At 59.4% G+C, this 18,755-nt stretch carries 15 protein-coding genes; 12 read left to right on the forward strand and 3 right to left on the reverse strand.

What is annotated here, in order from left to right:
• Positions 1-6: 6 nt before the first annotated feature.
• On the reverse strand, positions 7-1,875 hold the full coding sequence (locus FGKAn22_RS11845) for a thiamine pyrophosphate-binding protein (protein ID WP_212785837.1): 1,869 nt from the start codon (positions 1,873-1,875) through the stop codon (positions 7-9).
• 430 nt (positions 1,876-2,305) lie between these two features.
• Between FGKAn22_RS11845 and FGKAn22_RS11850 the strand changes: the two genes are divergently transcribed.
• The 4 genes from FGKAn22_RS11850 (at position 2,306) to infA (ending at position 6,596) form a co-directional block, all read left to right on the forward strand.
• Positions 2,306-3,469 carry an ABC transporter substrate binding protein gene (locus FGKAn22_RS11850; protein WP_212785838.1) on the forward strand — a complete coding sequence of 388 codons (1,164 nt, stop codon included), beginning with the start codon at positions 2,306-2,308 and terminating at the stop codon, positions 3,467-3,469.
• A 12-nt stretch (positions 3,470-3,481) separates the two neighbouring features.
• Complete coding sequence (locus tag FGKAn22_RS11855; RefSeq protein ID WP_212785839.1) at positions 3,482-5,929, forward strand: bifunctional diguanylate cyclase/phosphodiesterase; 2,448 nt, start codon at positions 3,482-3,484, stop codon at positions 5,927-5,929.
• A gap of 199 nt (positions 5,930-6,128) precedes the next feature.
• Positions 6,129-6,335 (forward strand): cold-shock protein, encoded by a 207-nt coding sequence (locus FGKAn22_RS11860; protein ID WP_212785840.1) that lies wholly within the window; start codon positions 6,129-6,131, stop codon positions 6,333-6,335.
• Positions 6,336-6,596, forward strand: a complete 261-nt coding sequence (gene infA, locus FGKAn22_RS11865) for a translation initiation factor IF-1 (RefSeq protein WP_212785841.1) — start codon at positions 6,336-6,338, stop codon at positions 6,594-6,596.
• Positions 6,597-6,910: 314 nt separating this feature from the next.
• On the opposite strand, the gene FGKAn22_RS11870 is transcribed toward infA, so the two are convergent.
• Positions 6,911-7,732 (reverse strand): symmetrical bis(5'-nucleosyl)-tetraphosphatase, encoded by an 822-nt coding sequence (locus FGKAn22_RS11870; protein ID WP_212785842.1) that lies wholly within the window; start codon positions 7,730-7,732, stop codon positions 6,911-6,913.
• 112 nt (positions 7,733-7,844) lie between these two features.
• On the opposite strand from FGKAn22_RS11870, the gene FGKAn22_RS11875 reads away from it, so the two are divergent.
• The 7 genes from FGKAn22_RS11875 (at position 7,845) to FGKAn22_RS11905 (ending at position 15,605) form a co-directional block, all read left to right on the forward strand.
• Positions 7,845-9,398: an MBOAT family O-acyltransferase gene (locus FGKAn22_RS11875; RefSeq protein WP_212785843.1), complete on the forward strand. Its 1,554-nt coding sequence runs from the start codon at positions 7,845-7,847 to the stop codon at positions 9,396-9,398.
• Positions 9,399-9,400: 2 nt separating this feature from the next.
• Complete coding sequence (locus FGKAn22_RS11880; protein ID WP_212785844.1) at positions 9,401-10,618, forward strand: hypothetical protein; 1,218 nt, start codon at positions 9,401-9,403, stop codon at positions 10,616-10,618.
• Positions 10,619-10,841: 223 nt separating this feature from the next.
• Complete coding sequence (locus FGKAn22_RS11885; protein ID WP_212785845.1) at positions 10,842-11,894, forward strand: DegT/DnrJ/EryC1/StrS family aminotransferase; 1,053 nt, start codon at positions 10,842-10,844, stop codon at positions 11,892-11,894.
• The gene (locus FGKAn22_RS11890) at positions 11,888-12,850 is read left to right on the forward strand and encodes a glycosyltransferase family 2 protein (protein WP_212785846.1); all 963 of its coding nucleotides are present in this window, start codon (positions 11,888-11,890) and stop codon (positions 12,848-12,850) included. The genes FGKAn22_RS11885 and FGKAn22_RS11890 overlap by 7 nt, the downstream gene beginning before the upstream one ends.
• 18 nt (positions 12,851-12,868) lie before the next feature.
• A complete protein-coding gene (locus FGKAn22_RS11895; RefSeq protein ID WP_212785847.1) occupies positions 12,869-13,801 on the forward strand; it encodes a WxcM-like domain-containing protein in 933 nt (310 codons plus the stop codon).
• Between the two features lies 1 nt (position 13,802).
• Positions 13,803-14,192, forward strand: a complete 390-nt coding sequence (locus tag FGKAn22_RS11900; RefSeq protein WP_212785848.1) for a GtrA family protein — start codon at positions 13,803-13,805, stop codon at positions 14,190-14,192.
• Positions 14,193-14,198: 6 nt separating this feature from the next.
• The gene (locus FGKAn22_RS11905) at positions 14,199-15,605 is read left to right on the forward strand and encodes an ArnT family glycosyltransferase (protein WP_212785849.1); all 1,407 of its coding nucleotides are present in this window, start codon (positions 14,199-14,201) and stop codon (positions 15,603-15,605) included.
• Here the strand turns inward: FGKAn22_RS11905 and FGKAn22_RS11910 are convergent.
• Positions 15,554-16,687: a glycosyltransferase family 4 protein gene (locus tag FGKAn22_RS11910; RefSeq protein ID WP_343214988.1), complete on the reverse strand. Its 1,134-nt coding sequence runs from the start codon at positions 16,685-16,687 to the stop codon at positions 15,554-15,556. The two genes, FGKAn22_RS11905 and FGKAn22_RS11910, sit on opposite strands and share 52 nt — an antisense overlap.
• A gap of 79 nt (positions 16,688-16,766) precedes the next feature.
• Here FGKAn22_RS11910 and FGKAn22_RS11915 point away from each other — a divergent pair, with 79 nt between their 5' ends.
• Complete coding sequence (locus FGKAn22_RS11915; RefSeq protein ID WP_212785851.1) at positions 16,767-18,743, forward strand: acyltransferase family protein; 1,977 nt, start codon at positions 16,767-16,769, stop codon at positions 18,741-18,743.
• Positions 18,744-18,755: the final 12 nt, after the last annotated feature.

Consider the following 18,755-nt stretch of genomic DNA (forward strand, 5'->3'; position numbering starts at 1 on the left):
CGTCCTCTAAAGTGCATTGGCCAAAACACGCATCCGTACATTCATCGGCGGGACCTCTTCGGGGTCGACGAGAACGTCCAGCAAGGTCGGACCTTTGCGTGCACATAAGGCGGCGATATCCAACCCTGACAGTTCTTCCGGAGAGCGGATGGTGTGCGCGTCGGCGCCCATCGCACGTGCCAGCGCGGCGAAATCCGTGGGCGGCAGTTCGCAACCGATCTGCTCTGCTCCCGCCATCCGCTGGCCATGCTTGACCATGCCCAACGCCCGGTCATTGAGCACGACGAAGATGACACTCAGTTTTTCGGCGACAGCGACGGAGATCTCCTGGCCGTTCATCAGCATGCTGCCATCGCCGGTGATGCAAACCACCGGCGCATCGGGATTGGCCGCCGCCGTTCCGACCGCGCCGCCGATGGCCCATCCCATCGAGGCGAAGTTCATGGTGACGCGCAGCCAGCCGCCATTTGTCTTGCGCTGCCCCTGCGTTATCTTGCGCCCGCCTCCTGCCAGCCGCCGTTCTCCCAGCCGCCGGTCTACGGCGGGATGCAGATAGTGGACGGACCAGGAGATGCTGTTGCCGGTGTCGGCGAGGAAGCGGGTGGTCGGCGGGAAAAGCTGGCCCAACTCGCGCATCAGCCGTTGCGGCGTGATCGGGACCGCATCGCTTTCATATTTGTCCGGCGCCGACAGCATATGGTGCGGTTCCCATACAGTGCCATCCGGATCGAGCGAGACGCGCCGCCGGTGATAGTCTGAATTGCTGTTCCTGTGTTGTTCATGCAGCTGTTCGAACAGCCGGTTGAAGACCGACAGGATACGTCCGCGGACATGGAGACGCGCCATCGGCGTGCGCGACAAATGTTCTTCCGATTCGTCGATATGCACCAGCCGCTCATTGAGCAGGCTTTCGCACCAGCCGCCGCTGTTCCATTCGCCCATGCTGGTACCGATCGCCAGGATCAGATCCACAGACGGGTCGCGCAACGCGGCGTCGGCCGAAGAATGCCCGCCAAAACCGAACACGCCGCGAAACAGCGGATGCCGCGGGCTTACCAGTCCTTTGCCATCCGGTGTTGTAACAAAGGGGGTGTCTTTCAGTGCAGCGAACTGGAGTATCGAACCGATCGCCTCGCCGCACCCGCCACCGATCAACAGCACGACATTATTGGCTTTGGACAACATTTCGCGCAGCTTTTCAATCGCATCGTCGTCCACCAGAGATGAAGGGGCCAGCAGGCTATTCAGATCGTAAGAGGGGATTTGATGGGGGCTGGTACTGCGAAAAACGTCCACCGGTACGCTCAGGTGACACGGCCCTCTTGGCGTCCGGACGGCGCGCTGCAGCGCGGAAACCAGCTTGGTTTCCATTTGCTTCGGGTGCGACACCAGGGAGTTGTAGCGAGTGCAATGGCGGAACATGCCCAGCGTATTGATTCCAGTGCAGCTCGATTCCTGCAGCGGGTTCTTGCCGAAGGCTGGCAATGCAGGCTGCCCGGTGATCACCAGCATCGGGATATTGTTGTCGTAGGCGCAGGCGACGCCGGTGATGAGGTTGGTGGCGCCGGGACCTGAAGTAGAACAACAGACACCGATCTTGCCGCTCTCTCGGGCGTAGCCGTCGGCCATGAAGGCGGCTCCGGCTTCGTGCCGCGCCAGGATGTGACGTACCCCCCCCCTGCGCGCACTTCTGGCGAGGGCGTTATAAAGCGGTTCAATGGCGCCGCCAGGAACGCCAAATACATATTCGACGCCCATCTGCTCCAGATAGGCGACCAGCAGGTCGGCCACTTCCAGTGTTTGAGCCGGAATGATTCCGGGACTTCCCCCGGCTATTCCCGTATGGTTATGAACAAGTGAAATGCTAGCACCCATGGCGGGGCCCCTCCCGGTGATGTGAAACAACATCTCATTATTTTTGCCAATCAAGCTTGACGTGCCGGTCTGGAGCCAGCTTTCCTTGCAGGAAGGCATGCTACCGCAATTTTCTTTTTTTAACCATGAAAGCTATAGGGTATAGTGCAAACCCTGATATTATCTTGCGCAAGTGCAATGACTAACGATCATCCAGCGCTTTAGTGCGCCGATGTTTTGGCAGGGGCAATTTTCATCTCCCTGCTCAACTGAGCACCGGTCAGTGCAGACATGAAAAGGCAACACAAGGAAAAATTTAGCGGAAATATTGACGGCTTGCGTGACCGAGCTTACTAGAACGACCCTGAAAAATAATAAAGTGATCATGGGCATAATTTCTCTGTCCTCCACCACGTCCTTGCCTCGGCCGCGGGTTGACTTGGGGACGTGGTTGTTGGCAGTCTCGCTGTTGACGACTGTCGCTGCTCCGGCGTGGGCGATTCCCGGAGTCCCCGCCCCCTTGCCCCACAACGACATACTCCTGCAAGAAGACCGCCTCACGCTGACTCGCCCCGTAGCCCCGCTACTCCCGCCGCCGGCCTTGCTCGAGTCGGCACAGGAAGATTACGCTGAGGTGATTCGTGCCATTGAAGCCTTTCCGGACGTCGTAGTTTTTCCCATTCAGGTCGCGGGCCCCATCGTCGCCACGACAACGAGGAGCCTTGCCAACAAGATCGCGCAGGTCTCGGGAGCAAATGCCATCACAGTGATCTACCCGGACATCGGCGAGCCTTATCGGAGTGTATTCGCCCAGATCATTGACGGCATTGAAGCCAAGGCCAAGGGGCGTGTTGCCAATTTCGCGGTGGGACCGAACGTGGATGTCGGCGAGCTGAATAATTCCCTGCGCCGAAACGACACCAGAGTGGTGATCGCGCTGGGCCGTCAAGGAATGAAAGTCGCCTCCGCGCTGGATAGCAACATCGGTGTGGTGGTAGGCGGTGTATTGACGGCCCAGGAAAATGAAACTCGCAATCTTCAGGTAAACAGCTTGTCTCCGGATCCGGCACTGCTGTTTTCACGCCTGAAGGGCATGATGCCCAAGGTGCGGCGAGTGTTCACCGTGTACGATCCCCGCCAGAATGCCTGGATGATGCGCCTGGCAAAAGAGGCTGCTCGCGCCCAGGGGCTGGAACTCGAAGCCTACGAAGCACAGGATCTGCGTAGCGCGATGCATGCTTATCAGGAAATACTTGCCGTCGCCGACAGTAGCCAGGATGCCTTGTGGCTGCCTCAGGATTCCACCACGGTGGAAGACAGCTCAGTGATGCCGCTGGTGCTGCATGAGTCCTGGACACGCAACCTGGCGGTGTTCTCCAGCAGTTTCGGCCATGTCAGGCGCGGCATACTGTTCTCTCTTTACCCCAACAACGTTGAACTGGGCCGTCATCTGGCGGGTTCCGCTCTCGGCTTTCTGTCTTCCGGCGAAAAGGGGATGTCCGGCATGGTTCCGTTACGTGAAGTGCTGATGGCGATCAACCTGCGCACAGCCAAGCATCTTGGAATCAACACCAGCCGACTGCATGGCTCCGACATGGTGTTCCCCGAGCAATAAGGCACGCCGATCATGAACAAGATGTTTACCGCATTTTTCCAGAAGCTCACATTCCAGCGCCAGATCGGCATCACGGTAACGCTCGGCATCCTCTTCCTGGCACTGTTTTCATCGATAGTGGGTTCGTGGCAAGGCAACAAGCGTGTGCGCGACGACCTGATCGAGCAGGGACGGCGCATCACCGAAAATCTGGCACACCAAAGCTCCCTGGCGCTGATCTATTCTTCCGCCGACAATGCCGCCGAAGCGGTGAATGCCACCATGGCTTTCCCCGGCGTGGTCAGTGTGGAGATACGCGATGCCAACGGGCGCGTATTGTTGACGCGCGGCAAAACCAACCCTGCCGAATTTTTCGAGCAGGCTGACGAGGGGGGCGGGTTGCATGCCGCCGCCCTGCTCAACGCAGAAAGCTCCAGCGCGTGGAACTTTGCCGCGCCGGTCTATTCGCAACCCCCCGCGGAATCGCCATTTAGCGAGGCGCCCAATCCCGAGCTGCTCGGACGCGTTTCGATCGTCATGAGCAAAGCGGCGCTGACCCGGATGACCTCCGACATTTTCATCACCAACCTGGCCACATCGTTCTCTTTTGCGCTGCTGTTTCTGTTCCTCATCCGCTTCCTTACCCGCAACATGGTGCGACCGCTCAACCAGTTGTCGGCCAGCATGGGGCGCGCCCAAAGTGGCGAATCACAAGTGCGTGTCGCCGTGCCTGCCGGCCCGAAGGACATCGCCAAGATGGCGCATGCGTTCAACAGCATGATGTCGGTGCAGGAAGAGCGCGAAGCAGCGTTGCGTGTCGCCGCCATCGCCTTCGAGACCGAGGAAGGCATGATGGTGACCGATGAGAATGCGGTGATCATCCGCGTCAACCGGGCGTTCACCCGGCTGACTGGCTACAGCGCCGAGGAAGCGATCGGCAGGAACCCGACCATGCTCAGATCCGATCGCCATGATGCAGAGTTTTTCCAGCTCATGTGGGAAACCCTGCACCGCGACAATATCTGGCAAGGCGAGATCTGGAACCGGCGCAAGAACGGGGAGATCTATCCGGAATGGCTGAACATTACCGCCGTTGTGGGCAACGACGGAAAAGTCACGAATTATGTCGGGACATTCATTGACTTCACGGAACGCAAACAGGCCGAAAACGAGATCCACCATCTCGCTTTTTACGACCCGCTCAGCCAACTGCCCAACCGGCGCATGCTGCTTGATCGCCTGCGGCAGGCGGTAGCGACCGGCGCACGCAACCAGACCGGCGGCGCGCTGCTGTTCATCGACCTCGACAATTTCAAGACTCTGAACGACACCAAGGGGCACGGCATCGGCGACTTGCTGTTGATCGAGGTAGCCAAGCGCCTGCAGGCATGTGTTCGCGAGGGCGACACCGTGGCCCGTTTCGGCGGAGATGAATTCGTGCTGTTGCTGGAGGGCTTGAGCGAAGACAAGGCGCAGGCCGCCGTGCAAGCACAGGGAGTAGGTGAGAAAGTGCTTGAAGCGCTCAATCAGCCCTACCTTCTCGAAGGTAGCGAGTTCCATAGCTCATCGAGCATGGGCATCACCCTGTTCGTCGATTACCAGGAGAAGCTCGATGAATTGCTTAAACAGGCCGATACAGCCATGTACGAAGCAAAGAAATCGGGGCGCAATACCCTGCGCTTCTTCGATCCAGTGATGCAGGATGAACTGGAAGTTCGCGCCCAGCTTGAAGTCGGTTTGCGGGAAGCATTGCGCAAGCAGGAATTCCAGCTCTATTACCAGATGCAGGTCAACCACGCCGGAAGCGTTCTGGGGGCGGAAGTTCTGCTGCGCTGGATCCACCCTGAACAAGGCTTGATCTCACCGCTTAAATTCATCCCGCTGGCGGAAGAGACCGGACTCATTCTTCCGATCGGGCGATGGGTACTGGAAAGTGCCTGTCAGCAGATCAAGGCATGGGAGAAAGAGCAGCACGCCCATGAGTTACAGCTTGCCGTCAACGTCAGCGGACGGCAGTTCCGTCAAAAGGATTTCGTTGCCCAAGTGAGCGAAATCCTCGACCGGACCGCCATCGACCCGAATCGCCTCAAGCTTGAACTGACCGAGAGTATCGTGCTCGACGATGTCGCCGACACCATCGCCAAGATGCATGCGCTCAGACAACTTGGCGTAAGTTTCTCCATGGATGATTTCGGGACCGGCTATTCATCGTTGTCCTACCTGACCCAATTGCCGCTCAACCAGCTCAAAATCGACCAATCGTTCGTACGCCACATCGGCACCAAGGAGTCGGATGCAACCATCATTCAGACCATCATCGGCATGGCCAACAATCTGGGCATAGAAGTGATTGCCGAAGGCGTGGAAACGCAGGAGCAACGCGATTTCCTCGAGGCGAATGGCTGTACCCTATACCAAGGGTATCTTTTCAGCAGGCCCGTTCCGCGTGAAGAGTTCGATGCTTTGTTGACGGTGCGGTAGATATGCAACGGCTTCAATTCATTTGCTATTGCGCCCGATACGGCGCATAGTGCGCGCCAGCGATTCTCAAGCACTCTCGTTGCTGCCCGGTTCAGTACCCGCACCCTGCGGTATTCCTCCCCTCATCTCCTTGCCGTCTTGACCATCGCCCCTACCGGGGGGCTGCTCCCCTTTGTTTGTTTTTCAGGAGATTCAAGACATGGCAACAGGTACCGTGAAGTGGTTCAACGATTCCAAGGGGTTCGGTTTCATCACCCCGGAAGATGGCAGCGCTGATCTTTTCGCGCATTTTTCCGCGATCCAGGGTTCGGGATTCAAGACGCTGGCGGAAGGCCAGCGCGTGAGTTTCGACATCACCGCAGGTCCAAAAGGCCAGCAGGCATCGAACATCCGCGGAGCCGAATAAATGGCGAAGGAAGAACTGCTTGAAATGAACGGCGTGGTAGACGAAGTCCTGCCGGATTCGCGTTACCGCGTCACACTGGAAAACGGCCATGGTCTCATCGCCTATAGCGCCGGCAGGATGAAGAAGAACCACATCCGCATCATCGCCGGCGACAAGGTTTCGCTGGAGATATCTCCGTATGACCTGAGCAAGGGACGCATCACTTTCCGGCATATCGAAGGACGCGGCGCCGCGGTTCCTCAGCAGCGGCGAAGATATTGACCGTTCGATACCTGATACGCTGAGGTTTTGCGTTTTTACCCCTGTGCGCCGCCGAGTAGCGCAGGCGGCGAGGACTGTTTGAGCACGTGGCCGCGAAGCGGATCGTGCGAGTTCCGCAGCCGCCTGACCAGTCGAGCAACGCAGGGAACCGTGAAGCGGCGGCAAACCGGGGGCGCCTTCTTTTGGTTACTTTTCTTGGCAAGACAAGAAAAGTAACCAGCTGTCGGGCTACCCCCGACGGTTTTGGTTTGTAGTCCTATGGGAGTCGCCCATCCCTCGATACACCGAGGAACGATCTCAGGAACTCCCCACGATCACCAATGCTTCGCCACCGGATTGCAGCACTCGACCTGGAACAGCTTGCGGTCTTCGAGGCGGATGGCGGTCATCGGGCCGCCCCACAGGCAGCCGGTGTCGAGCGCGATGGCGTTGTCCTTTAGCAACAGGCCCAGCGCCGACCAATGGCCGAAGATCACCGTGGCGTCACGGCTGGCGCGGCCCGGCACTTCGTACCAGGCGCGGTAGCCTTCGGGGATGTTCGGGTACTCGCCCTTGAACTTGAATTCCATCTCGCCTTCATTGGTGCAGATGCGCATGCGCGTCAGCGCATTGGTGATCACGCGCAGGCGCTTGTAGCCGGTGAGGTCGTCGGACCAGTTGGGCGGGTTGTTGCCGTACATGCGCGCGAGAAAGGTCGCGTAGTCGTCGCTTTGCAGGGCCGCTTCCACTTCGCGGGCCAAGGCTAGCGCCTGTGCTACGCTCCATTGCGGCAGCAGGCCGGCATGCACCAGCACGTAGCCGCCCTCGGCGTGCATCAGGCGCTGGTGGCGCAGCCAGTGCAGTAGTTCGTCGCGGTCCGGTGCGTCGAGTATCTCGTCCAGCGTGTCGGTACGGTGCAGTTCCGCGGTGCCCTCGGCGACGGCGAGCAAGTGCAGGTCGTGGTTGCCCAGCACGGTGATGGCGCTGTCGCCCAGCGATTTGATCAGGCGCAGCACCTCAAGCGAACCGGGACCACGGTTCACCAGGTCGCCCACCAGCCAGAGCTTGTCCTTCGCCGGCTCGAAGCGTATCTGCTCCAGCAACTGCACCAGTTCGGTGTGACACCCCTGCACATCGCCTACCGCGTATATCGCCATCGCGTTTCCCAATGATGTTTGCCTGTAAAATAGCGTACCAGATTTCCTTTGCACTCCGATGAAACTTACGTTGCGTGTCCGCCTGCGGACTGAACCCAGCCGCTAGCGCACCATGCTGTTCAACTCCTACGCATTCATCTTCGCCTACCTGCCGGTCGTGCTGTTCGGCTTCTTCTGGCTGGCAAGGATCAATCACACCTTCGCTGCCGGCTGGCTGGCGCTGGCGTCGCTGTTCTTCTATGGTTACTGGAACCCGGCCTATATCGGCCTGCTGCTGGGCTCCATCGTCTGCAACTACGCTTTCGGCCTGTGGATCGCCAAGGCGGGTGTGCGGCGCGAGGAGGTGCGCAAGAAACGCCTGTTGATCGTGGCCATCGCATCCAACCTGGCATTGCTGGCCTATTACAAGTACGCCAACTTCTTCGTCGGCAGCGTCAACGATGTGGCGGGGACATCGTGGGGCCTGGGCGAGATCATGTTGCCGCTGGGCATCTCGTTCTTCACCTTCACCCAGATCGCCTTCCTGGTCGACACCTACCGCGGCGAGGTTAAGGAATACAACTTCATCCATTACATCCTGTTCGTGACCTATTTCCCGCACCTGATCGCGGGACCGGTGCTGCACCACAAGGAGATGATGCCGCAGTTCGCCCGCCCCTCGACTTTCCTTTTCCATAGCGAAACATTCGCCCTCGGAATGACGATCTTTCTGCTCGGGCTTGCCAAGAAAGTGCTAATCGCCGATTCGCTGGCTGAATTCCCCGGGCCGATCTTCTCGGCCGCGGAGGCAGGCGGTCAACCGATGCTCTTTGAGGCATGGATCGGCGCATTGAGCTACACCCTACAACTGTACTTCGACTTCTCCGGATATTCCGACATGGCCATCGGCCTGTCGCTGATGTTCAACGTGCGCCTGCCGCTGAACTTCAATTCGCCCTACAAAGCCACTAGCATCATCGACTTCTGGCGGCGCTGGCACATGACGCTATCGCGCTTCCTGCGCGACTATCTCTACATTCCGCTGGGCGGTAACCGCAAGGGCAAATTCCGCCGCTACATGAACCTGTTTGCCACCATGCTGCTCGGCGGCCTGTGGCACGGTGCCGGCTGGACCTTCGTCATATGGGGCGGCCTGCATGGCGTCTATCTCGTCATCAATCACGCCTGGCGGGCTTTCAAGCACAGGCTGGGACTGGGTAATGGCGGCACACCTGGACGTCTGCTCTCCATCGCACTCACCTTTCTGGCGGTAGTTGTAGCCTGGGTGTTCTTCCGTGCCGAGAGTTTCACCTCAGCCATTTCAATGCTGTCCGGCATGCTGGGGCAGAACGGATTGTCGCTATCCGAGTCGGCTTGGCGCCATCTCAACGAGACCCATCCGCAATGGCTGGAGAACGTCGCCATGAACGGACTGACACCGCTCTCCAAGGTGAATCCGGACCGCGCATTGATCCTCATCATCCTGGGATTAATGATCGTTTGGTGGCTGCCCAATGTACAGCAGATGTTGCGGCATTACCGCCCGGCGCTGGAAGAGGCCGAGATCGCCGGGTCTCGCTTGCGCTGGCGTTTCAACGCCGGTTTTGCATGGGCTTCGGGACTGATTTTCGTTCTGTCGCTTTCTTTCATGTCGCGTGTACGTGACTTCCTGTACTTCCAGTTCTGACCATGCGCCGCTACCTCACTCACTTCCTGGTCTCAGTGCTATCGCTGGCCTGCATGATCGCCGGCTTCAACTGGTGGATCGATCCGTATGGTATCTACCGTAAGCATGAGAAGCTGCTGGAGCGGTCTGCACCGATGCTAATAATGAACGAGCGCGTATTCAAAACCGTCGCCTTGGCACGAGCCAAGTCTGACATGGTGGTACTGGGATCGTCACGTACGGATATCGGGATCGGCAGGGGCTATCCGGAATTTGAAGGCAAGCGTGTTCTCAGTCTGGCGACTTTCGGACAGCCGATACGCGAAACACGTCAACTAATGGAACTCGCCGTAACGCAGGGTAATCCGCAGACAGCGATCCTCGGTCTCGACTTTTTTGCCTTCAATGCATTGTTTGTACCGCCCTCGGATTATGTCGAGGAAAATTACAGCCCGTTACGCCCTTACAGTCTGATGTTGTCTGTCAGTACATTGTCGGATTCATGGCGTGCATTGCGGCGAAAAGGGCCTGCAGACGGAGACTGCTGCTATGCCGACGGGTTCCGCACTCCGCAGGACCTATCTCGTTATGCCGGAAGCTATCGGCAGCAGTTCGCCGCCAATGAACGCATGTATCTGCTGGAAAAATATCTGCCGTACCCGGAATGCGCTTTTTCCTTCACGAAAAAGAAAGGGGGGGACACGCTTGATGATTTTCGCGAGATCGTGAAGCTGGCGCACCAGCATCAAGTGGATCTGCGCTTATTCGTTTCACCATCGCACGCACGGCAATGGGAGACACTGGCTGCCGCGGGGCTGTGGGATGAATGGGAGGACTGGAAACGCAGACTGGTTCAAATCAATGAAGAAGTGGCGCTGCTGTTCAACAGGCCACCTCTGCCGATATGGGACTTCAGCGGCTATGATGAAGTCTCCGGTGAAGAGGTGCCAGTCTCATCAGACCCCCGAACCATGCGCTGGTACACCGATTCGTCACATTACACCCCGGAATTGGGGAGGAATGTCGTGCAGCGCATGTTCTCCGGCATGGCAGACAGTGTCCCGGCCGATTGGGGAGCCAGGCTAAATTCGGATAATCTTGATGTTCATCTGGAAAAGATACGAGCCTCGCGAAACCGCTATCGGTCGAGCCATGCACAAGACACCGGCGAGCTTGAAAAGGTGGCAAGGGACGTAAGTCGCCTGAAGCACTGTCCAGACAAACAAGGAGAAAATTCATAGTTTCGCCGTTATGACAGTCCGCCGCTTTTTTTGGCGGGCTCGTATCCACGTTCGGTCTAAATGATTGAGCGTCAGCCGCCCCAACCTGATACCGCAAGATATTCCGGGATTTCTGGCAAAATGGCGGATATTCCGATTTTGACGTGCCCTACGTCCAGAACCTGTAACTGAATCCATGCAACCTTTGAAAGCGATAAACGATCTCGGTCGGCACACTCTTTCCATGCAAACTGAACTGAGCGCCGCCATCGACCGCGTGCTGCGCAGCGGGTGGTTCGTGCTCGGCCCCGAGGTATCCGCCTTCGAAGCGGAGTTTGCATCCTATTGCGGCGCGAAGCACTGCGTGTCGCTGGCGAACGGGACGGACGCCCTGGAACTAGCGCTGCGTGCGCTAGACATCGGCGAAGGCAAGGCCGTTCTGACCGTGGCGAACGCAGGGATGTACAGCACCGTCGCCATCCTGGCAGCCGGCGCCAAGCCGGTTTATGCCGAGGTGCGCCCCGACACGCTGCTCGTGGACACGGCCGACGTCGCGCGCATACTGGAGCACGAAAAGATCGACGCCATCATCGTCACCCATCTCTACGGATTGCTCGGCGATATCCGGCAAGTGATTGAGTTGGCGCGTGCCCGCGGCATACCCGTCATCGAGGACTGCGCCCAGGCGCACGGCGCGGTGCGGGACGGCCGCAAGGCGGGTTCATTCGGGGACATTGCCTGCTTCAGTTTCTATCCGACGAAAAATCTGGGCGCATTAGGCGATGGCGGTGCCATCGTCACTTCGCGCGACGACCTGGCCGGCAAGGTCCGGCAATTGCGCCAGTATGGCTGGAGCGGCAAGTACCACGCCGAGCTTCCCGGCGGTCGCAACAGCCGCCTGGATGAGATGCAGGCAGCAGTGCTGCGTGTGATGCTGCCTCGGCTCGACCAGTGGAATGCGCGCCGCCGAGAGATCGCCGCGCGTTATTCCCGAGGAATCGAACATCCGAAGGTGACCGTTCCGGCAATTCACGGCGATGATTACGTAGCCCATCTGTACGTGATCCGGACTCCCGAGCGCGACCGGTTGAAGCAGCACCTTGCCGGTGCCGGCATCCCCTGCGATATCCACTACCCGGTTCCCGACTATGCGCAGGAAGCCTGCCGCCATCTGTTCGAAGGCGTGGACCGGCCCGTCACCGCGCAGGCATGCGGCGAGGTGCTGACGCTGCCGTGCTTCCCGGAAATGGCGGACGACGAAGTCGATTTCATCATCGCGCGCGTGAACTCATGGTGAACGCCCTTTCCGTAGTGATCCCCGTCTATCGCAACGAGGGATCGATACCAACGCTGATCGCCGCATTGTCGGACGTCGCGCACAAGGCCAGGCAGGATTTCGATTGCGCGGTCGAGGTGGTGTTCGTCGTGGACGGCAGCCCCGACAACAGCTACGCCGTCCTCGCGCAATCGCTGCCTGCGGCGCCGTTCGCCTCGCAGCTGCTGCTGCACTCGCGCAACTTCGGTTCCTTTGCGGCTATCCGCACCGGGCTTCAGGCCGCGACCGGCCAGTACTTCGGCGTTATCGCCGCCGATCTTCAGGAGCCGCCGGAACTGGTGCTGCAGTTCCTCGAACGCCTCATCCCCGGAGATTGCGATGTCGTGGTGGGATGCAGGGAGAACCGCGAGGACCCGCTGCTCACCCGCATCGCCTCCGACCTGTTCTGGAAGTTGTACAAGAAATTCATCATCCACGACATCCCGGAGAAGGGCGTGGACGTGTTCGGCTGCAACAGGACATTCCGCGACAAGCTGCTGTCGCTGGAGGAAGCGAACAGCTCGCTGGTCGGTCTGATCTTCTGGCTGGGATTCCGCCGTGCCGAGGTTTCCTACGACCGGCGCATCCGCCAGCACGGAAAGAGCGCATGGACACTGAAGAAGAAGATCAACTACCTGCTCGACAGCGTGTTCTCGTTCACTGACCTGCCGATCAAGTTGCTGAGCCTGTTCGGCCTGCTCGGCATCATCGCTTCGGCGATACTCGGCACCATTATCATCCTTGCGAAGATCCTCGGCGGGATTGCCGTACCAGGCTATGCCGCCACCGTGCTGACGGTGATCTTCTTCGGCGCCCTGAACTCGCTGGGCTTCGGCATCATCGGGGCCTATGCCTGGCGCGCCTACGAGAACACCAAGGGACGGCCGCTTTCGGTGGTCATGCTCGAGCAGAAATTCGACGGCACGGACAAGAAATAACTCGATCGGGAAGTAGTCATGGCAAATTATTTCGTGCATGAAAAAGCAATCTGCGAATCCTCCAGCATCGGTGACAACACCCGGGTTTGGGCTTTCGCGCACATCCTGCCCAAGGCCGTCGTCGGCGCGGACTGCAACATCTGCGACGGCGTGTTCATCGAGAATGACGTCGTCTTGGGCGATCGCGTCACGGTGAAATGCGGCGTGCAGCTGTGGGACGGACTGGCCGTCGAGGACGATGTGTTCATCGGCCCGAATGCCACCTTTACCAACGACCGCTTCCCGCGCAGCAAGATATATCCCGAACAGTTCGCGAAGACCGTCGTGCGCAAGGGCGCTTCCATCGGCGCCAATGCGACCATACTGCCCGGCCTGGAGATCGGCGCGGGTGCGATGATCGGAGCCGGCGCGGTGATCACCCGCTCGGTGCCGCCCCACGCCATCGCCGTCGGCAACCCGGCACGCATCATCGGCTACGTCGGCACACAGGATGTCCCGCCAGCCACGCCGGGCACGATAACCGGAGGGGTCATTCCCTCCGAGGTCGACGGCGTCACCCTGCACGAACTGCCGCGCATCGAGGACATGCGCGGCACTCTGAGCGTAGGCGAGTTCGAGCGCTCCATCCCGTTCATACCGAAACGCTATTTCCTGGTGTTCGACGTGCCCAGCCGCGAGGTCCGCGGCGAACATGCACACCGGCATTGCCAGCAGTTCCTCATCTGCGTCAGGGGCAGCTGTTCGGTGGTCGCGGACGACGGCAAGAACCGCCGCGAGTACCTGCTGGACCGGCCCGAACTCGGCATCTACCTGCCTCCCATGGTGTGGGGAACGCAATACAAGTATTCCAGCGATGCCGTGCTGCTGGTGTTCGCCTCCGACTACTACGACGCCGCCGACTACATCAGGGACTACGCCGAATTCAAGGCGCTGGTCGGCAAGCAGTCCTGATATGGAAGTCCCGCGCCGGATGCAAGGTATACACGGAGAATTTGCACGCTTCCTGATCGTCGGTGCGGCCAACACCCTGTCGACGTACCTGCTGTACCTGTTGCTGCTCGCCTTCTTTCCCTACTTGATCGCCTATTCGCTTTCTTACTGCACCGGCATCGTGATTTCCTATTTCCTGAATATCCGCTTCGTCTTCAAGCGACACGTCAGCCTTGCCACTTTCCTCGCATTCCCTGTCGTATACATCAGCCAGTATTGCCTGAGTGCGCTGATACTCTGGCTGCTGGTCGAACAAAGCGGCGTAGCGCCCGCGCTGGCAATGGTGGGGGTGATTGCCGCGACCGTTCCCATCACCTTCCTGATGAGCCGCTTCGTCCTCCGCAAAAGATAATCATCCATGCTGAACCGCAACCCTGAAAAACTGACCCTCTGGCTGGTGCTGCTCGGCGCCCTGAGCTTCGCGCCCACCCTATTCTTCTATCTGACGGGCGAGGAGGGAATTTACACCATCACCTCGATGGAGATGTGGCACAGCCAGAACTGGCTACAACAAATCATGTATGGCGCCGACAACGGGCGCCCGCCGCTGGTGAACTGGCTGATCATGCCGCTGGCCAATCTGATCGGTTGGCAGCATGTCGCCATTGCCACCCGCACCGTGTCGGTGGCCGCGACGCTGGGCATGGCCGGCTGGTTATACTGGCTGGGCCGGAGGCTGTTTGCCGATAAATCCTTCGCCCTGTTTGCCGCGCTGGCCGCCTTGTCGCTAGCCGACCTGCTGCTCTATCGCGGCTGGCTCAGCTACACCGACCCGGTCTTCGCCTTCTTCACCTTCGGCGCGATGGCCACGCTGTGGATCGCCGCCTTGGAGCGGCACAAGGGCTGGCTGCTGGTTTCCGTGCTGCTGGTCAGCTGCGCGATGTTGTCCAAGGCCTTCACCGCGTACATCTTCTACGGCACAGTGGGCCTGGTATTGCTGTGGCAACGGCCCGCGCGCAGCTTCCTGTTGTCGCCGACGGCGCTGTTCATTCTCGCACTGGCCTTGGCCGTGCCGTTCGCGTGGTTCACTTCGCTGCCACATGCGGGCGGACACAGTGCGGGCATGCTGAGCGAGATCGTGCAAAAAATTTCGATCCAGGACGGCGCCGGATACCTCGCAAGACTCGTCACCTATCCGCTTGAAACGGCCATCTGGCTATCGCCGACGGTGTTGCTCGCCGTTTACCTGTGGTGGCGCAAACGCCTGATGCTCCCGGAAACGCGGCCGGATGTCTTCCGTACAGGACTGTTTATTGCGGCCCTGTCCGTTGCGCCGTACTGGCTCTCGCCGCAGGGGGGGATCCGCTACCTGCTGCCGGTTTATCCCCTGGTTGCGCTGGTCGGCGCACGAATCATCTGGCGCGCAGGAGAGTCCGGCAGAACCCTGGCGTTACGCTGGTTCGCCAGCATCATCGCCTTCAAGTTCGTGTTCGCGCTGATCCTGTTCCCCTACTACCAGAGCCACTACCGCGGGGAGAACTATGCGCAGGCCGCACAAACCATCGTGGAGCGCACGCAGGGCTTCCCTCTGTATATCAACGATAGCCGCTCGATCGGCCTGTCAATCACCGGCTACATCGATGCGGGACGCCTCCCTCAAGCACCATTGGTGCATCCGCCCGCCGGATGGGATGATGGTTTTGTGCTTTCGCCAGTACCGGACGAGCGCGCCGGCAGAGTCGCCGAGACCTACAAACTGGCCGGGGACGAAATCTACCTGCTATGCCGCGGCTCTGCCTGCGGCGATGCGCCTGTCGACAAATAAATGGGCTCGCATTCCCTGGCGACCTCATCCCAGCCGCGCACGAACTGAGGCACCGCCCCCCCGCGGGCCAGTTGCCGTTCGACCGCACCGGCCCAGACATCGGGGGAGGCCGACAATGGCAAGACCTCGCCGGCCTCGGGACCAACCTGCGCCGCTGCCCCGCACACATCAGACACCACCACCGGAACTCGTGCGGACATCGCTTCGGAGATCACCATGCCGTACGGCTCGGCTAGCGCCGAGTGCAGCAATACATCGAACTCAACATAGGGTGCCTGTTCACGCCAGCCCAGTAACCGGTAGCCGCCGGACCAACCAGCGAACAGGTGCTGCACCTCTTCGGGACGCGGCCCGACCACCCACAACTCAAGGTTCGGCCGCGCGCAGCGCAATTGCGAAACAATCTCGACCGCATGCGGCAGCCCCTTACGCTTCCATTCGCGCCCGACGAATCCGATCACGCCCCCGCCCGGCTCGACCTGATGCGGCTCCCGCACCGGACCGGGCAACACGCCGGGCACGACTGGCGCAGTCAGCTTGCCGGCATACTCGGGATAATAGTGCGCCAACTGGCGACGTATGAACTCCGAGTTCGGAATGATGGCCTGCGCCGTCGCCAGTTCGCGGCGCTCCAGATAGAGTTGCATCGCTACGCGCAGCGACAGCTTTTTCCACCACGGCCGTTCGCGCACACTGGCAAAGGGGGGGCCATGGAAGGTGGTGACCTGGTGCATGCCAAGCCGCTCATGACTGTGGATAAGCCAACCAGGATGGGGATTGTTCCGAAGCCAGCGCGCCACACTGCGGCCAAACCGCAGATACGACAGCCAGCGCGGACGCTGGGCTATCTCACCCAGCTCGACTACCTTGATGCCAGGCGGTTTCTCGACATGGCAACGCTCGCACACCACTTCGACCCGATGGCCGAGCGCGGCCAGTTCGCGGGTCAGCTCCCAAACATAACGCTCCATACCGCCGACTGGACCGTAGCGGCGCACGACATGCAACAACTTCATTTTTCCGTCTGCCATGAAAGAGGGCTGGAGCCGGTATAATCCGGGCTCGAATTCAAAGACCCGCATGGTATGCAAAAGCTCACCGAAAGGCCATCCCCGGCAGGCCGCTTTTCCAGCCTGCACTGATTGAGGCCATCACCAGTTCATGTCACAGCTTCCGCGCATTTCCTATCTGAAGCCGGATTACCGCCCCGACATCGATGGCTTGCGCGCCATTGCGGTATTGTCGGTAATCGGGTTTCACGCGTTTCCCGTACTGGTACCCGGCGGCTTCATCGGGGTGGATATCTTCTTCGTGATCTCCGGCTTCCTGATTTCCAAACATATCTGGGAAGAGCTCGAGTCGCGGACGTTCAGCATCAAGACGTTCTATGCCCGCCGCGTCAGACGCATTTTCCCGGCGCTGGCAGTAGTACTGTTTGCCTGCCTGGGCATGGGCTGGCTAATCTTGTCTCCCGGCGAATACGAACAGCTCGGCAAACATGTCGAAGGCGGCGCCGGCTTCGTTTCCAACATCCTTTACTGGAAAGAAGCGGGCTATTTCGATAACGCCGCCGATACCAAGCCACTTTTGCACCTCTGGTCGCTCGGCATCGAGGAACAGTTCTATATCGCATGGCCATTGATTCTGGCTTTCCTGTGGCGCCAACCTCACCACGCAGGCTGGATGCTCCCATCCCTGCTGGGCGCATCGTTCTTCTACAGCATGATGGTGGTGCGGAACGACACGGTGGCGGATTTCTATTCGCCGCTGACCCGCTTCTGGGAACTGGCACTGGGTGCAGTCCTGGCACACGAAGCCATACGCAAATTCACACTGAACGGTTTGCAACGCGAACTGCTGGCGTGGTTCGGTTTGGCGTTGATAGTGTCGGGTATCGTCGTACTCAACAACCGTGCCCCCTTCCCCGGCGCGTGGGCACTGCTCCCTACAGTGGGCGCAGCCTGCCTGATCCAGGCCGGAGAAACAACCCGATTGAACAGGCAACTCCTGTCGCATCCCTGGCTGGTATGGGTCGGATTGATCAGCTACCCGCTGTATCTGTGGCACTGGCCGCTGCTTTCCTTTGCACGGATCATGGAATCCGCCACGCCTGAACCGGCCATCCGGCTGGTGTTAGTCGCAGCAAGTTTCGTCCTGGCCTGGCTGACCTGGAAACTGGTTGAGCGGCCGATCCGTTCCAGGCCGCGATCCCGCAGCATCGTACTTGCGCTCAGCATAGCGATGATTGCGCTTCTTCTCACTGGGGAGGCCGTCAGGAAACTTGACGGCATCAAGACTCGCAAACTCGACATGCTCAACGGTGATCCTGCCACGTTGGTCCTTGGCGCCGACCGGGACAGGTTGCAGCACGAGTGCGGATTGAGCGAATCGAAAAAATCCCTGTTCCAGTATTGTTTGCGCGGCGCGCAGGAACCCCGTTACGCACTGCTCGGTGACAGCAAGGCCGAGGCGCTGTTCTATGGACTAGTGCGGGAATCGCCGGCAAACATGCAATGGCTGATGATTGGATCGGTCTCCCCGCCCGGCCCTAATCCGAATCTGGAAAACAAGCAGGAACTCAAGAATCACCTTGCGCTGCAAGCGGTCATCGACAACCCGGCTATCCGGGTCGTAGGTATTGCCGTCGCGCTCAGAGGGATATTTTCGCTGGACAAGGATACCGGGTTTATCTCCAGTAACATTCAGCCCCCGCCGCCACTCGATAGCTACAGCCACTTGGTCGCCGCGCTGGAGCATGCAGGCAAACGCGTGGTGTTCATCATCGATAACCCGACCTTCCCGGATCCGCGCAGTTGCATCAGCGGCGGAGCCACATCCAGTCCGGCATTAAACCAGTTTCTGCGCCGCAAGGAGAATCCTCATTGCACAGTAAGTTACGCCGCGCATATGGAAGGAACAAGAATCTACAGGGAATTCGTCAAGGCCTTGCAGCAACGTCATCCGGGCCTGGTGATTTACGACCCCGCGCCATTGTTGTGCGACGTGCCGAATAATGTGTGCGCGGTGACGCGCGAAGGGAAGTTTCTATACAGCTATGGCGATCATATCTCCGACTACGCCAACTCGATGATAGCCCGGGATATGGTGCCGATGATCCGTCAGTTGGATACACCCTAAGTTTGTATCCCT

This window comes from Ferrigenium kumadai (genome assembly GCF_018324385.1).
Taxonomy (GTDB): domain Bacteria; phylum Pseudomonadota; class Gammaproteobacteria; order Burkholderiales; family Gallionellaceae; genus Gallionella; species Gallionella kumadai.

Excerpts from the sequence above, each read along its gene's own strand:
- FGKAn22_RS11895 (WP_212785847.1), top strand. The coding sequence starts at position 12,869 with ATGGCAAATTATTTCGTGCATGAAAAAGCAATCTGCGAATCCTCCAGC.
- FGKAn22_RS11890 (WP_212785846.1), top strand. The coding sequence starts at position 11,888 with ATGGTGAACGCCCTTTCCGTAGTGATCCCCGTCTATCGCAACGAGGGA.
- FGKAn22_RS11875 (WP_212785843.1), top strand. The coding sequence starts at position 7,845 with ATGCTGTTCAACTCCTACGCATTCATCTTCGCCTACCTGCCGGTCGTG.
- FGKAn22_RS11870 (WP_212785842.1), bottom strand. The coding sequence starts at position 7,732 with ATGGCGATATACGCGGTAGGCGATGTGCAGGGGTGTCACACCGAACTG.
- FGKAn22_RS11845 (WP_212785837.1), bottom strand. The coding sequence starts at position 1,875 with ATGGGTGCTAGCATTTCACTTGTTCATAACCATACGGGAATAGCCGGG.
- FGKAn22_RS11855 (WP_212785839.1), top strand. The coding sequence starts at position 3,482 with ATGAACAAGATGTTTACCGCATTTTTCCAGAAGCTCACATTCCAGCGC.
- infA (WP_212785841.1), top strand. The coding sequence starts at position 6,336 with ATGGCGAAGGAAGAACTGCTTGAAATGAACGGCGTGGTAGACGAAGTC.
- FGKAn22_RS11885 (WP_212785845.1), top strand. The coding sequence starts at position 10,842 with ATGCAAACTGAACTGAGCGCCGCCATCGACCGCGTGCTGCGCAGCGGG.
- FGKAn22_RS11915 (WP_212785851.1), top strand. The coding sequence starts at position 16,767 with ATGTCACAGCTTCCGCGCATTTCCTATCTGAAGCCGGATTACCGCCCC.
- FGKAn22_RS11900 (WP_212785848.1), top strand. The coding sequence starts at position 13,803 with ATGGAAGTCCCGCGCCGGATGCAAGGTATACACGGAGAATTTGCACGC.
- FGKAn22_RS11880 (WP_212785844.1), top strand. The coding sequence starts at position 9,401 with ATGCGCCGCTACCTCACTCACTTCCTGGTCTCAGTGCTATCGCTGGCC.
- FGKAn22_RS11905 (WP_212785849.1), top strand. The coding sequence starts at position 14,199 with ATGCTGAACCGCAACCCTGAAAAACTGACCCTCTGGCTGGTGCTGCTC.
- FGKAn22_RS11860 (WP_212785840.1), top strand. The coding sequence starts at position 6,129 with ATGGCAACAGGTACCGTGAAGTGGTTCAACGATTCCAAGGGGTTCGGT.
- FGKAn22_RS11910 (WP_343214988.1), bottom strand. The coding sequence starts at position 16,687 with ATGCGGGTCTTTGAATTCGAGCCCGGATTATACCGGCTCCAGCCCTCT.